The organism is Serratia sp. 25CWL12 (assembly GCF_055790885.1).
The window spans coordinates 1,178,336-1,193,027 of sequence record NZ_CM147698.1; the positions used below are offsets into that span (position 1 = coordinate 1,178,336).

A 14,692-nucleotide genomic window follows, 5' to 3' on the forward strand; every position below is an offset into this window, starting at 1 on the left:
TCAATTTAAATTTCTGGTTTATAATGTGATTAGGCAATATTTTGTTAGGATTTTGTTAAAAAATTTAATTTATGTGGGGTTGTATATGTGTGATAGATAATAATCTCGGCGATATGTGTCTTTAAACAGAATTCAACAAATTGATTTTATTGTAAATAATATTTTATTATTACATGCCTATCAAAAAAGTGATTGCTTTAACAAGTAATAATTTACGTGAGTGAGTAGTTAGTTGAATTAAATTGTGATGAGAGTCACAATTATTTTAAAAAGAAAGGAAAATATTTTGATGTATCATAAGATAAATAAAAGCACACCATAAAATGGAATGGTAATGAAAAATATTTTCATATCGTATAGTTGGGACAATGACAGTCATAAAGAATGGGTAAAGAAATTAGCCGATACCTTGGAGGAAGATATAAATTTCCATGTTCATTGGGATGGTTACGATTTAGACGCGCTTTGTGATAAAAATTTTTATATGGAAAAAAATATATCAAATTCAGATTTTATATTAATCGTTTCTACAAAAAAATATAAAGAAAAAGCAGATGAACGAAAAGGTGGGGTTGGAATTGAGTCATATATTGCAACAGCTTCTCATTGGGAAAAAATGCTTGATAAAGATAAAAGAACTAATGTCATTGTCTTATTAAGAGAGCCAGATTCAACCCCAAGATATATTAGTGGGCATTTTCATATAGACTTTATAGAAGATGAACGTTTTCCTTTTGCGATAGATGAACTCAAGAGGTTGCTGTTAAATCAATCTAAACATACCAGACCAGAAAAGCAATCAATGCCTTTACCAAAAAGAACTTATCGTTTAACAAAAGCATCTGAAATTATTGGTATCGGAGCAAAGAATAGAAGTCAAATAATTAGTGCAGATGATGGAACGGATTTTTCTGGTGGAAAAAAAATAAAATTTGAGCTATGGGAGCTAAAAAATCCTGGAGGTATTAGTTCTCACGTTTTAGCTTTGCATAATAACATAAATATAAGTCAAACATTAGAGAGGGCTGCTGTTGAAATTCAAGTTAGAAATATAAATATATCCACATTGCAAATATTAACACCAAAGGAAAAAAAGAAGGGGAAAGGTAGTGTTTCATTCGAAAATATACTTAATCTTAAAGGTTATAAAAAGCAGCTGAATATTAGCGAGCTTACATATGATGAGTATGTTTGGGATTATTGCATTGGTTCCGATTTTAAAAATGTCACACCTCCAGATGCGATAGAGTTCTATACAAACCAGGAATTATGTGATGCAGATGGAAATATATTTGAATCTGCTATTCGTACGCTTGAAAATGATTTGTCGGATTTATCTGAGGTGCCAGAGTATAGTACTAATTTAATTGTTGGATCTGGAGGTATAGGGAAAACTTCTTTATGCCTTTCGTTGGTTAAACGCCTGATTACTGAAAAATCAAATGATTTCCTTACAATACTTATTCGCTCAGAAGATATAAGAAAACATATCGAGAATAAAAAGTTAACATCATTAAGTATTAATGGAATCTATGATATTTACGAATTGCAAGCTAAATACCTTAATCATGTGAATATTTTTGACAAAAACACCTTTGAATTATCTATTATTAGCGGGAGAATAATAATTGTAATTGATGGGCTTGATGAATTGTCATCAATACTAGGGAGTGGATTTGATCTTGTTGAATTTTTAAACTCAATTAATAGATTGCATGATGAGCTTGGGGCTAGCAGAATTGTTCTCACAACAAGAGAAAATACTGTTATATCAGACAGCTTAATTGAATCCCTGAATATAAAAAAATATACATTATTAGGTTTTAAAATAGAAAACTGTGCGAAATATTTAGAAACTAGATTTAAGTATCATGAAAGTAAGGAGTCTATAATATCAAAAATCATCGGAGAAATAGAACGATGTTCACTATCTAGTAGTAGCAGGATAATACCATTTTTTGTTGATGTGATATCCAATATTTATGAGGATAATCTGAATAATGGTGGGGTAAATAGTGACTTTTTTTTGAATGAAGATGAAACGCCATATCCTTCACTTAATGAAATTAATGACCATATTATAATTTCTATTTTCGAAAGAGAGAGAGTTAGGCACAAATTTTCCATTTCTCATGTGGAAATGCTGCAATTGTTTAAGGACATAAACTTTGAGCTTTCAGAATCATGGGAATTAGATAAAGTAAGGGGTATTATTAGTGCTTATTACGATACTCAAGCTTCTGAAATATTTAATTGTATATTAAAGAATCCATTATTAATAAGTGGCGAAAACAAAATAACCTATAAGTACGAATTTCTTCACTCTTACTTTAACTCACTAAGTATTTTTGAGTTAATGTTGAATCCTATTACTAATAGGCAAACGATCCCACTATTATCAAAGTCTGGGAAGGATACTCCTGAGTTTAAAGATTTGGTTAAATTCCTACAAGTAAGAACAGACTCACTAGCTCGATTGAAATCTATACTTATCGATGTAAGAACTCAAGCATTATCAGTAGATATGGCCGATAAAATATTATATCAACGCTCCGTATCCACAATAGAAAATATAATTTTATTAGTAAAATATATAAAACAATCCACAAAAAAAGTGTTTACTGATGATATTAAAGAGCTATATGATGCAACACTAACAAACAAACTGATCGGTTTATTTATTAATGGGGATTTGCCACCGCTCGATTTAACTAATATTCATATATCTCATAGCAAATTTAAAAACTATTCCAATTTTCTAAAGTGTGATTTTGAAGGGGCTCAGTTTACGAACACACAATTTTTAAATTGCCATAATGAATTACATAAAAGCTCAAATTTATTAAAAGCATCAATAGATAAACATACATGTGATGTTGGGAATTTAAACTATTCATTCAATATGCTTTCAGATGTTCAAGAAACCTCTCTTGAAATTTTAAATGAAGAATTGAGAAAGTTTCTTGCATCATTTTATAAAGGTAATAACTTCAGAGATAATAATAAACTTCACATAAGGTTCTCAAGTCATGTTTCTGGATTGCGAACGAGTAATTTCAATAAGTTAATAAGTGAAGGGTATCTAAGTATTAAGACAAAGAAAGAAGTTGATGTGTTTTATGAAGTTTCAGACCATTTTAAACCTAGTGTGAGACGGTTATTAAATGATGGCTATAAAGATGGTAAAATGAAAAAATTCATCAAATTATTGGATTGATGTAGCTTGTCCATAATTCTGTGTAATTGCCAACGCATTAAAGGTGATCGCCCAGGCAGGGCGGGATCGCACTTTGTTAATGAAAGTTGAACGGGCAGATCGTCTGTGATCTAATCACGTCTCCATGCAGGAGGCGCACTCGATGACATTGATTGGTAACCGAACGGTGAACTCGCGTTGTGTGATTAACATAATGTAATAAGCTGGCGGATATTAACTGAAGCTGTTTTCGGCGTAGGGTAATAGTTCATTGATCCAACTGTTCGGTCAGGTGGGTAAGCCAGGCCGAGATCGCGAATGTTTTTTAACCAGATTGAGATGATTTGACCGGCCAATCTGGTTGTGATCTTATACTCTCTTTTGTGGGAGTTTCGTCATGAATCATCAAGCAACATTTACCCAATTCTTCTCCGAGCTTGAAGACCCTCGGCAGGCTGGAAGAATCGCATACCCATTCTTCGATATGGTTTTTCTCACCGTTTGCGCCACTATTGGTGGTGCCCAAGGTTGGGAAGATATCGAGCTTTTTGGCGAGGCACATCTGGAATGGTTTCAGCGTAATGCTCTGTTTAATAATGGATAACCTGTTCACAACACCATAGCGAGAATCATCTCTCGTATTCAGCCTGAGCAATTCCAGAACGCTTTTGTTCGTTGGATGCAGGCAATATCAATGAGTACTAATGGTGAGCTAATTGATCCTACCCAGATAATGTGGACACAGGTCTAAAGTGCGTATTCCGCTCTGTTCAATCACGGATTGGCATCGATGTTCGAACAGTGTTTCGAATCGATTCGATGAGCCCTTCACGCTAAGATCATTGATATGCTTAAAACAGAAAGGTATTCGCCTGATGAGATCCCTAAACTATGCGACTGTGGGCGGGCTACGGTATTCAGAGTGAAAAAAATATGTTGAGTACTGAATCAGCGTAATAGGCGAGTGTGAGTTGATAGATGTTCAGCAGTTTAATCAGAGGAAAGAATAATGAAACACCCAGATGTAAAGCCTTCAGATTGGATCGAAGTTGGAGGGTATGATTGTGTTGTCATGAGAACTTATAATGAGAACTCTCCGTTTGGGGTTTGTAAAGTCGTTTTCAACAAAACTAAACCTACTACGCATGATGTTGACTGGAATGGGGAGAAATGGTTTTTTCCTGAACGTCCTGATTTCGGTGGGTATGGCAGGAATGATGATCCATATGTGATACAACTCAAAAAAGGTTGTTATTAAGCCAAAGTAATTACTTTAACTTGGCAGATTTTCTGCTGTTTTAATTTTAGTTACATTAAATTTGAAAGAATATGTGAGGCTGTCCATGATTTATATTAGCCCAGCCCAGACACGGCACCAAACTAAAACACTGGGAAGCTGGGGTAAGCAAATAATTTCAGTTTAATGAGGAATTTTTTGCTGTTGCAACAATCATGTGAATAGACGATAGGGTAGCGCACGCAAGAGATACGTGCGCTACTGGCAGGCAGGGTGTTATGCCTGAAATGACCCGTTCAACTCGGGTTTTTAATCAAGCTGACTAACGGTAAGCGTTTTGGCGTCGTAATCTAGATCGAATTGAAACAACCCCGCCTGTTCGCTTTCAAACATAAAACCTTCACTACTGTTCTCAACCAAGGTCACCGGTGTGAATAATTCGAGCCGGTTTCCAGCTTGAGGACTGCCTAGGCTTAATAAATGCCCAGTCTGATCTGTCAGATACAGTCGATGAGCTTTAAACTCCGCTTGAGGATCTTCCTGAGCGGCACCCAACCGTGTTACTAGCCGGTATTTTCCGCCCTCCAGGTGCTCAAAGCGATTTCCTCTATAAGCTTGCTTACCTGTATGGCTACCCACCAGATAGAGCTGGTATGGTGCACTGCCTTCAGTCAGTTCTGGCTTTCGGTCCGCTAAGCCAAACTGCGCATAGACACCGGTATGATCGGATACACGCCCAAAAGAACCCTGCGTAAAAATGCGCTGACTCTGTTTGACTTCAAAGGGGCTGTCATCATTGATCACCAGAAAGTCAATCCGTTTGCCGACGTCACCGCTCCAGCCATCTATCGTGCCCCCAATGGTTGGGTCAAGCAAGCCATCAGGGTTTGCCAGTGCATACTGTTCAGAATACCCCGTTCCATTTGTAATAAACTGCTGCGCTTTAGTCGCAGCAACTTGATTAAAATCCCCACAGAAAAGTGTATTGATATTCTGTGCTTTGAGTTCTTTATCCCAGGCAGTTAGACGATTGAACTGGCCTTGAAAAGGTTCTTCATTATCATTCCACCAGCCAGCGTGAATTGAAAAAACATTCAACTGACCTAAACGACCACCAAGATCAATCTGAGCCATCGGAATATTACGTGACTTCCAGAAAGTACGCGTACCATTATTAACATCGCTGATATAGCGGGAATCTTTTTTAACAATAGGGTGTCTGGAAAGTACCGCGGAACCTTCCATCCAGACATCCCATCCAAAATGGGACCAGTCCATCACATAGTCATACTGTTTATTGTCGAGCCTGGAGAGGATCTGCTTGACCATATTGCTGTCCGTCGCGCCGAATTGCACAGTCTCCAGATCGTCTCTCTGCTTACCATGCCACTCCCCGACTTCCTGCAGGCACACCACATCTGGGTTAAGTTGATTAATCGCTGCCGCTACACGGTCGAACAACACTCCGTGCTGGTTCACACGTTCCATCGCCTGGCTGTCGGTCAGATCAGACTCTTTAACACCGGGTGTCTTGAACTCCTGATAGGTATGCAGATTGACACTCAGTACCGTAAACGTATTCTCAGCGTTATTACTCGCGGGATTAGCGGTAAAAAGCAGACCATTCTTCACCCATACTTGCTCCGCACTGCTACGAAAATTTTCTGCCGGGTCTCCTTCATTATTTTCACACTTATAATGAGAACCTGAATAACACCCCTGAGTCGCGCCAAGGTTGATCATTCCGCTGTCCCCTTCAAACGCGAATTCCAGCTTGTCCGCCGTAACCACTGCCGACCACCAGCCTTCTTCATTCTTTGTCATGGCAAGGCGCTGAAACTCTGCCTCGGCAGGATTGCTGCGATAAACTAATTCACCATGGCTCCAATCGGGCATATAAAAATGTACGGTCATAACATGGGAAGCTTGTGACAATTCCTTAGAGTCATCTTTCTTGGCTTCCGAATCAGCGTTATCAGCGTTGTTACATCCAAAGAGCGATAAACTCATTAGTACAACCAGCGTTAAGTTTTTTATTGCTTTTATAATAAGCATTGTGACTTCTTCCCCATTTTTATTTTACTGGCAAAATCTTCAATGAATTTGCCGAAAGCAAGGTCAATCATACAGGCTGTTAGTTTCAGGTTTATGACTCTGCGTCCTGTAGTTGGTGGCAAAATCCCTGAGCTAAACTGTCAGGCGTTGCTACAAACTGATCTTACCCACGAACAATGGACACACAGCTAAGCGAGGTTTTGGTTTTCAAATTGTTCCGGGCTAAGACCACCACAGGCACTGTGGCGACGCCAGCGATTGTAATCGCACTCGATATAATTAAACACGGTTGTTCGCATTATTTCCCGGCTGGCAAAGTGCTCGCCGTGGATACACTCCACTTTTAGTGAGTGGAAGAAGCTTTCAACACAGGCATTGTCGTAACAACAGCCTTTTGCGCTCATACTGCCACGCAGATTATGGCGTTTCAGTAAGGCCTGGTAATCCGCTGAACAGTACTGGCTGCCTCTGTCTGTATGAACAATGACATTTTCCGGGCGTTTACGCCGCCACAACGCCATTTGCAACGCATCGCACGCCAGTTGTGCCGTCATCCGCGAGGACATCGACCAGCCGATGACGGCTCGCGACCACAGGTCAATCACCACCGCCAGGTAAAGCCAGCCTTCATCTGTACGCAAGTAGGTAATGTCACCCGCCCATTTCTGATTCGGCCCACAGGCGGTAAAGTCTTGTTTCAACAGGTTTTCTGACACCGGCAAACCATGCTCACGGTAACTGACCGGCCTGAACCGGCGCGAGGCCTTTGCGCGCAGCCCCTGACGACGTAGGCTAGCGGCGATGGTTTTGACGTTGTACGCTGGAAGCTCATCAGAAAGACGTGGCGCACCATACCGCTGTTTTGCGTCACTGAATGCCTTTCCAACGGCCTCATCGCAGACAAGACGGAACTGCTGACGCGGGGTTATCTGATGATGACGTAGACGCCAGGCATACCAGCCACTGCGGGCGACACGGAGCACCCGACACATGGCTTTGATGCTGAACTCAGCCTGATGTTTTTCGATAAAGACATACTTCATTTCAGGCGCTTCGCGAAGTATGTCGCGGCCTTTTGGAGAATAGCCAACTCTTCATCACGTTCGGCTAATTGGCGCTTTAAGCGGGCATTTTCAGTAGCAAGAGTCTGTTCACGCTCAGAAGCAGATAGGTTTTGCTGTTGCTTAGTACGCCAAGCGTAGATTTGCGATTCATACAGACCGAGTTCTCGCGCAGCGGCGGCCACCCCAATACGTTGGGCGAGCTTAAGTGCTTCGTCACGAAAGGCGGGCGTATGTTGTTTACGGGGCTTGTTTTTCGTTGTTGATGTTTTAGTCATGAGTCACCTCTGGGTTAAGAGTTTACTCACTTAGTGCCGTGTCCACTATTGCTGGGTAAGATCAAACAGATCTTTCAGGGCCTCCATCACCTGATGAAGATGTCCAGAATAGGCGCCAATGATAAAAGATAGCTGAGTTTAAACCTGTTGCTGACAATAGTGCTGTGATCAACAGCATAAGAAAAACCTTCTGTGCACAAGATGCCGATCATGACCGGTATTAAACCGTGCGGAGCATAAAATGGAAAACCCCCCGGCCTGCTGAAAATGGTGATGAGTTCCACATTGAGTGTGTCCTCGACTCAATTCATTCCTGTCATTGGCAGCAGTACACGGGCAAGGATTGGGATTAATCTTAAAATGCCTATTTTACGTGCTTTTAACGGCACATATTCTTCACTTGGTTAAAAAAACAGCGTAAAATATTAGCTTCACAGTTGTACATGAGGATGTGAAGTATCATGGTAGATCGTGAGTTAAAAAACTGGAAAGACTTCATCGACGAGATGTTAGCTAAGTAATATCTTGCTGGAGTATCCAAAGAACGATTGTTTTTTTTGTTAAAACACCGTGGGTAAAAAATTACCATTGCAGTAAAGCAACAAGGTAATCAGGCAGCATCAGAACACCGGTGCTGCCTTTTCTTTTTAGGTCAATAAGTGACTGTATCCATTCTAGTAATCCTGTTAGTGGTCACGTGCTTCCACTGATGACGCTTTCTTATCACTTGGCCCCGCAATCCTTTGTTTGCCAGGGAAACGGCGGCGTACCAGCACAAAGAACAGCGGTACGAAAAATATCGCTAGAACCGTGGCGGAAATCATCCCCCCCATCACGCCAGTGCCTACCGCATGTTGGCTGCCAGAGCCGGCTCCAGAACTGATGGTCATGGGCAGTACGCCGAAGATAAAGGCCAGAGAGGTCATAAGGATAGGGCGCAAACGCATACGTGAAGCTTCCAGTGTGGCTTCCACCAGCCCCTTTCCTTTCTGATGCAGCTCATTGGCGAATTCAACGATCAGAATGGCGTTTTTGGCGGACAAACCGATAATCGTCAATAAACCCACCTGGAAATAAACATCATTTTCCAGTCCGCGCAGCCAGGTTGCTGTTACCGCGCCAATAACGCCCAATGGCACCACCCACATCACCGAGAATGGAATTGACCAGCTTTCATACAAGGCTGCCAAGCACAGGAACACCACCAAGAGTGAGATTGCATACAGCGCCGGGGCTTGGGAGCCTGACAAGCGTTCCTGGTACGACATGGCTGTCCATTCCAGCCCGAAACCTCTCGGCAACTGATTGACCAGTTTTGTCATCTCGTCCATTGCGGTACCGGTACTGACCCCGGAAGCCGCCTCACCAACAATCTCCACCGAAGAGCTGCCATTGTAACGCTCTAGCCGTGGTGAGCCATATTCCCAATGGGTAGTGGCAAAGGCAGAGAAGGGGACCATTCCGCCACTGTTGTTGCGTACGTACCACTTGTTGATATCCTCCGGCAGCATACGAAACGGCGCGGCGGATTGGACATAAACCTTCTTGACCCGACCACGGTCAACAAAATCGTTAACATAGGTCGACCCCCAGGCGGTGGAGAGCGTACTGTTAATCTCGCTGATGGAAACACCCAGTGCTTGTGCCTTACGTTGGTCGATATCAATTTTTAACTGCGGGGTATCATCAAGGCCATTGTGGCGCACCCGTGATAACAGCGGGTTCTGCCCTGTCAACTGCAGCAATTGATCACGTGCCGCCATCAGTTTGCCATGACCTTGACCTGCGTGGTCTTCCAGTTGCATAGCAAAACCGGCAGCGTTACCTAACCCGGTAATGGCCGGTGGGCTGCTGGCAATGACGCGAGCTTCGTTGATCTGTTTAAAAGCCTGGGTGGCACGCTCAATAATATCGAACGAGCTATTGGCGCCCGAACTACGCAACGACCAATCTTTCAGGCGGATAAACATCCGTGCAACGTTCTGGCCGTTGCCGCCGGGCCCGGAACCGATAGTCGCGAATACCGACAACACATCTTGTTTCTCCTTGGTCAGAAAGTATTCTTCAACTTTTTCTACCACTTTGGTGGTTTGTTGCAGGGTAGAACCTGCTGGCAGTTGTATTTGAACCGTAAACACACCACGGTCTTCCTGCGGTAGAAATGAGGTGGGCAGTTTGATAAACAGTAGCGCCATGCCCCCCAGTAGCAGCAAATAAATCATCATATAACGGGCGCTGTGGTGCAGGACTCCGCTGACGCCTCGCTCATAGCGTGCGCTATTGCGGTTGAACATGCGGTTAAACCAGCCAAAGAAACCGCGCTTTTCATGATGCTGCCCTTTGGCTATTGGCTTAAGGATCGTGGCACATAATGCCGGGGTGAGGATCATCGCCACTAGGACGGAAAGCACCATGGCAGAAACGATAGTGATTGAGAACTGACGATAGATGGCACCGGTGGTACCACTAAAGAAGGCCATGGGGACAAAAACGGCAGAAAGCACCAGAGCAATACCGACTAATGCCCCCTGGATCTGCCCCATGGATTTGCGGGTAGCATCGCGTGGCGAGAGGCCTTCTTCACTCATCACCCGTTCAACGTTCTCTACCACCACAATCGCATCATCTACCAGCAGACCAATCGCCAACACCATGGCAAACATGGTCAGGGTGTTAATACTGTATCCGAAGGCGGAAAGGATAGTGAACGTACCCAATAGCACCACAGGGACGGCGATGGTTGGAATCAGCGTCGCGCGGAAGTTCTGCAAAAACAGGTACATCACCAGAAACACCAGCAGCACGGCCTCGAACAGGGTTTTTACCACATCTCTGATTGAAGCCTGGACAAATGGCGTGGTCTCATAGGCGACCTTGGCTTCCAACCCAGCAGGAAAGTAGTGTGAAAGTTCATTAATTTTGGCTTTTACTAATTGGTCGGTTTCCAATTCATTGGCGCCAGACGCCAGTTTAATGTTCACCCCGGCGGCTTGCAGGCCGTTATAGCGGCTCTGGAAGTTGTAATTCTCACTCCCCATTTCAACCGTTGCTACATTTCCCAAGGTGACCAGTGAACCATCCTGGTTGACACGCAGTGTGATTTGGCGGAACTGTTCCGGTGTTTGTAATTGCGATTGGGCGTTGATAGTGGCATTCAACGCCTGTTTATCCACGGAAGGGGACCCACCTAATTGACCGACGGCGACTTGAGCGTTCTGTGCTGTGATGGCGTTAATCACATCCTGAGTGGTGAGCTGATAACCGTTGAGTTTAGTGGGGTCGAGCCAGATTCGCATGGCATATTGCGAACCATAAATATCTATACTGCCTACACCGCTGATACGACTAAGGGGGTCTTGCAGATTTGAAACGATATAATCGGCAATATCCTGTTTATCCATACTCCCATCATTAGAGACAAAGGCCACCATCATTAGCGTGGTATCGCCGGATTTGGACACCGTCACGCCTTGTTGCTGCACGGCTTGTGGCAGCCGCTTGATGGCTGATTGCAACTGGTTTTGTACCTGCTGCATGGCTTGATTGGGGTCGGTGCCTGCTTCAAAGGTTAGCGTTACCGAGGCTTGGCCAGTATTGGTACTTTGCGACGACATATACATCATATTGTCGAGGCCAGTCATGCTTTGCTCAATGATCTGGGTGACGGTATTTTCCAGGGTTTGTGCTGAAGCCCCGGGATAGTTCGCACTAATACGCACGTTGGGTGGGGCGAGATTCGGGTATTGCTCGACGGGTGAAGAAAAAATTGCCAAGGTGCCAGTCAGGCAAAGAATAATCGCCAGAACCCAGGCAAAAATCGGGCGATCGATAAAAAAATTAGCCATCCAGCATCAACCTCGTCATACCTAATAAGAGATATACTCGTCATCCTTCAAACTGCTTGGGTGTTAGCTGCGTCTGCTCGCACCAGTCACATAGTTATCTATGCTCCTGGCGACTCTCTGACTTGCCGCCTACAAGCAACTTTGAATTATTTAGAGTAAATTAGTGTGTTAAGTAGTGCACTTTACTCGGCATAAGGCGGGAAAGCGTGGAGAAAAAATGGAACTCATGTAAATAAACTTGATGTTATCCAAACTCTGTTTACGCCCATTAGCCCCTTATCCCTGAGTTTTTTCTTCAGCGTGTTAACGCCGAGCCAGGGATTCCACGCCGATTATTGGCCTTTAGAACTCAAGTACAGAACGGTGGCCGCCACGCGCGAACGGACATTGAGTTTACGCAACATATTACGTATATGAACTTTCACCGTCTCTTCGGAAATATGCAACTGTGCCGCCACTTGCTTATTGGACATCCCTTGGGCAACTTCCTGCAGGACATCCAGTTCACGCTCGGTCAAGTCTGCAAAGGGATCATGCTGCTCGCGACGTGAGGCAAGATAATCTGCCACGGCGGCACTGATGACATTCTTGCCTGCGGCAGCTTCGCGAATATCAGCCAGCAGTTGTTCCGGCTCGCTGTCTTTCAGTAGATAACCGTCAGCGCCAGCATCGATTAGCGCGTAGACATCGCTGCGTGAATCGGAAACCGTGAGGACGATGATCCGTGCATCAACACCGTCATGACGTAATGCTTTCAGGGTATCAAGCCCGGAAAGCCCCTTCATATTGAGATCAAGGACGATGACATCCGGTGTCAATTGTGCCGCCAAGGCGATGGCTTCATTACCACTGCTGGCTTCGCCCACCACATTGAAAGCGGGGTCCAGCCCGAGTAATTGTTTAATACCACGTCGCATCAAGGGGTGATCATCAACGATCATTACTCTGTAATTTTTTATTATCATGGGATAGCTCCAGTAGCGAGTAACATTACCGCATGGTACCAGATAACACACATCTGGCCCTTTAAAAGCGTCGTCATCAACGACAATCCACCGGCTAATCAGGGAGCGGTTCCCTTATGGCGGGAAAGTCAGGCAAACCTCCGTGCCCCCCAGCTTGCCACGTCGGATAGCTAATGTGCCGCCCAGGCGCGCCGCGCGCTCGCTCATAATGGTTAATCCGTAATGGCCTTCCGGTTCATCCAGGCTGTCTATACCGGAACCGTCATCGCAGATGATGATCTGGTTATTGCCTTCCGCTGTCAGCTCACAACGGACCACAATTTCCTGCGCATTGGCGTGCTTGATCGCATTAAGCACCGCTTCACGCACAATCTGCAAGGCATGGACCTGTTGCTGGGCATTTAACGCCTGTGAGGCAAGCAGGCAGTGTAACTGAATCTGCGTGCTGGTTAGAAGACGTAATGGCTCCAATACCTGCCGGAGTGCGGCATTGAGATCGGCATCCTGAATGCTTAGGCGGAAGGTAGCGAGTAATTCGCGCAGTTGCTGATAAGCATCCGCCAAGGCACGATCAAAATCATCAATAATCTCGTTTGATTGTGAAGAACTCCCCGCCAGTGTGCGTTTGAGCAACGTCAGTTGGATGCGCAGAAAGGTGAGTGCTTGTGCCAGCGAATCGTGCAGCTCACGGGCAATGGTGGCACGTTCTTCCATCAGTAGAAATTGCATATGTTGCTTTTGTGCCCGGTTAAAATAGACCCCGCGGCTGAGCATATTGGTCACACTTTGCATCAACTGTGGGTGGGGGGCTTGGTGATGATATTGCCAACTCAGGCTCCCCAGCGGTTTATGGTCTTGCATAATCATCAATGAATGCCAGGGGAGTGTGGGCTGTGGCTCGCCACTAGCAACCTGCCATTGAGTGAGGCTGTCTTGCACATTGAGTTGGATACATTGTAATTGCTCACTTAACCGTACAATATTCAACAGATTCTCAAATGCGCGCTGATCGAGCTGTTCGGTGTTCAGCGCTTGGGAACAGTTGTAGAGCACTTCCAGTGTGCGGTTGGCTTGTTGTAAACGCTCGGTTTTTTCCCGTACTTTTTGTTCTAATGATTGATACAGTTTGGCTAATTCGCCGGACATGGTGGTGAAGGTTTGTGACAACACGCCTAACTCGTTCGGCAGAGAAACATCCAGGGGTGGATGATTAAAGTTACGCTGCTGCATACTCAGGCTGGCATCCATCAGATGTTTAAGGGGCGTCACCACTTGCCGGCGCATAAAACGGATACAAAATAGTACCAACCCAATGACCACGATATAACCCATCACACTGATGGCGGCTACGATGGTCAATTTCTGTTCAGAATAGCGCTGCAATGCCAGAACAAAATGGTCTATCTGATTGACATAACTGACGACGTTAGATTGATAGTTTCCTGCGGGCCCCATCAGGACCTGTTTTTCCAGATCCTGCCAGGATTGGCGTAACGCCAGATATTTCTGCCGGACATCGCCAGGAACATAAAACCGCTCAAGATTGCGTAGCGCTGGGGCTTGCAGAGACTGTTGGTACTGCAACAGATGTTCACCAAGTCGCTCGGAACCGTTGGTGAGTTCATAAGCCAGGCGGTAGCTCTGCATCCGTAAAGAGCCAGCGATATTCATCGCTTCGGCGTCCCGCAGGCTGCCAGCGACGGTGATCAATGCCAGGCCAGTCGCTAGCACTGAGAGAATCACGATGCTCACCAGAATCTTGGCGAGTGTTGCCGTTACCGAACGTTTTACCAGCAAGTTCCTCTCCTTTTTTCACCAATTTGAGTAAGCCGGGCCTAGGGTCATGACCAAGGGCTCTTTTACCCAATGAGCGTTGGATTGTCACCAACAGCCAAGCGCTATATAAAAATATAAATAACGATTTAACAGATTCATATCAATAAAGTCGCTTTGTGCCGGGCCAGAGATTGATCTAGCGCAATCAACCCCAGGATTTACCCCTAAAGAGGGATTATTTACCCCTTGTGTTCCGCCTATGTTACCCATGCCCATCCT

Annotated in this window: 8 protein-coding genes and 1 pseudogene; 4 read left to right on the forward strand and 5 right to left on the reverse strand. The window is 44.6% G+C overall.

Features of this window, described 5'->3' with window-relative positions; genetic code table 11:
* Positions 1-334: 334 nt before the first annotated feature.
* The 3 genes and pseudogenes from ACX9GV_RS05090 (at position 335) to ACX9GV_RS05100 (ending at position 4,454) form a co-directional block, all read left to right on the forward strand.
* Positions 335-3,217 (forward strand): SEFIR domain-containing protein, encoded by a 2,883-nt coding sequence (locus ACX9GV_RS05090; protein ID WP_473197282.1) that lies wholly within the window; start codon positions 335-337, stop codon positions 3,215-3,217.
* A 376-nt stretch (positions 3,218-3,593) separates the two neighbouring features.
* Positions 3,594-3,914: pseudogene (locus tag ACX9GV_RS05095) on the forward strand (ISAs1 family transposase); the annotation flags it as partial.
* A gap of 291 nt (positions 3,915-4,205) precedes the next feature.
* Complete coding sequence (locus tag ACX9GV_RS05100) at positions 4,206-4,454, forward strand: hypothetical protein (RefSeq protein ID WP_473197283.1); 249 nt, start codon at positions 4,206-4,208, stop codon at positions 4,452-4,454.
* A 288-nt stretch (positions 4,455-4,742) separates the two neighbouring features.
* On the opposite strand, the gene ACX9GV_RS05105 is transcribed toward ACX9GV_RS05100, so the two are convergent.
* Positions 4,743-6,443: an endonuclease/exonuclease/phosphatase family protein gene (locus tag ACX9GV_RS05105; protein WP_473197284.1), complete on the reverse strand. Its 1,701-nt coding sequence runs from the start codon at positions 6,441-6,443 to the stop codon at positions 4,743-4,745.
* Between the two features lie 233 nt (positions 6,444-6,676).
* Positions 6,677-7,827 (reverse strand): IS3 family transposase gene (locus ACX9GV_RS05110; protein WP_473196739.1). Its coding sequence is split into 2 segments (ribosomal slippage): positions 6,677-7,566 and positions 7,566-7,827, totalling 1,152 coding nucleotides; the frame shifts between segments, so codons are not numbered across the junction.
* Between the two features lie 461 nt (positions 7,828-8,288).
* Between ACX9GV_RS05110 and ypfM the strand changes: the two genes are divergently transcribed.
* A complete protein-coding gene (ypfM, locus tag ACX9GV_RS05115; RefSeq protein WP_152554893.1) occupies positions 8,289-8,348 on the forward strand; it encodes a protein YpfM in 60 nt (19 codons plus the stop codon).
* Between the two features lie 165 nt (positions 8,349-8,513).
* On the opposite strand, the gene acrD is transcribed toward ypfM, so the two are convergent.
* From acrD to narQ, 3 genes are all read right to left on the reverse strand, one after another.
* The gene (gene acrD / locus ACX9GV_RS05120) at positions 8,514-11,672 is read right to left on the reverse strand and encodes a multidrug efflux RND transporter permease AcrD (protein ID WP_473197285.1); all 3,159 of its coding nucleotides are present in this window, start codon (positions 11,670-11,672) and stop codon (positions 8,514-8,516) included.
* A gap of 332 nt (positions 11,673-12,004) precedes the next feature.
* Positions 12,005-12,637, reverse strand: a complete 633-nt coding sequence (gene narP / locus ACX9GV_RS05125) for a nitrate/nitrite response regulator protein NarP (RefSeq protein WP_023491121.1) — start codon at positions 12,635-12,637, stop codon at positions 12,005-12,007.
* 114 nt (positions 12,638-12,751) lie between these two features.
* Positions 12,752-14,434, reverse strand: coding sequence for a nitrate/nitrite two-component system sensor histidine kinase NarQ (gene narQ, locus ACX9GV_RS05130; RefSeq protein WP_473197286.1), 1,683 nt, complete (start codon positions 14,432-14,434; stop codon positions 12,752-12,754).
* Positions 14,435-14,692 lie beyond the last annotated feature (258 nt).

What these genes read in the sequence shown, in the direction of transcription:
- ACX9GV_RS05090 (WP_473197282.1), top strand. Translation starts at nt 335, where the DNA reads ATGAAAAATATTTTCATATCGTATAGTTGGGACAATGACAGTCATAAA.
- ACX9GV_RS05100 (WP_473197283.1), top strand. Translation starts at nt 4,206, where the DNA reads ATGAAACACCCAGATGTAAAGCCTTCAGATTGGATCGAAGTTGGAGGG.
- ACX9GV_RS05105 (WP_473197284.1), bottom strand. Translation starts at nt 6,443, where the DNA reads ATGAGTTTATCGCTCTTTGGATGTAACAACGCTGATAACGCTGATTCG.
- acrD (WP_473197285.1), bottom strand. Translation starts at nt 11,672, where the DNA reads ATGGCTAATTTTTTTATCGATCGCCCGATTTTTGCCTGGGTTCTGGCG.
- narP (WP_023491121.1), bottom strand. Translation starts at nt 12,637, where the DNA reads ATGATAATAAAAAATTACAGAGTAATGATCGTTGATGATCACCCCTTG.